Source organism: Pseudomonas sp. SIMBA_068 (genome assembly GCF_046534705.1).
Lineage (GTDB): Bacteria > Pseudomonadota > Gammaproteobacteria > Pseudomonadales > Pseudomonadaceae > Aquipseudomonas > Aquipseudomonas putida.
Map to the genome: position 1 here is coordinate 1 of NZ_JAWRYI010001368.1, position 244 is coordinate 244.

At 67.2% G+C, this 244-nt stretch carries 1 pseudogene; it reads right to left on the reverse strand.

Going from position 1 to position 244, the window contains the following annotated elements:
• Nucleotides 1-244: pseudogene (locus SB756_RS34090) on the reverse strand (hybrid sensor histidine kinase/response regulator); the annotation flags it as partial.

The following is a 244-nucleotide window of genomic DNA, read 5'->3' on the forward strand; positions in this document are numbered from 1 at the left end:
GGTGATGGTTTCCCCCAGCAACGAGCGTCGCAGGGTCTGATACAACGCATTGCGCGCCAGGGGCCGGGCCTGCTGTTGCAGTGGCGCCAGGGCGTTGGCCTCTTCGCTGGGCAGGAAGCTGCCATAGGCGGTCACCAGCAGGATTGGCGCGCGGATCGCCGGGCGCAGGCCGAACAGGCATTCCGGGCAGTCGGTGATCAGCAGGTCGGGGTCGAGGCCGGCCAGGGAATCCTCGATATCACAG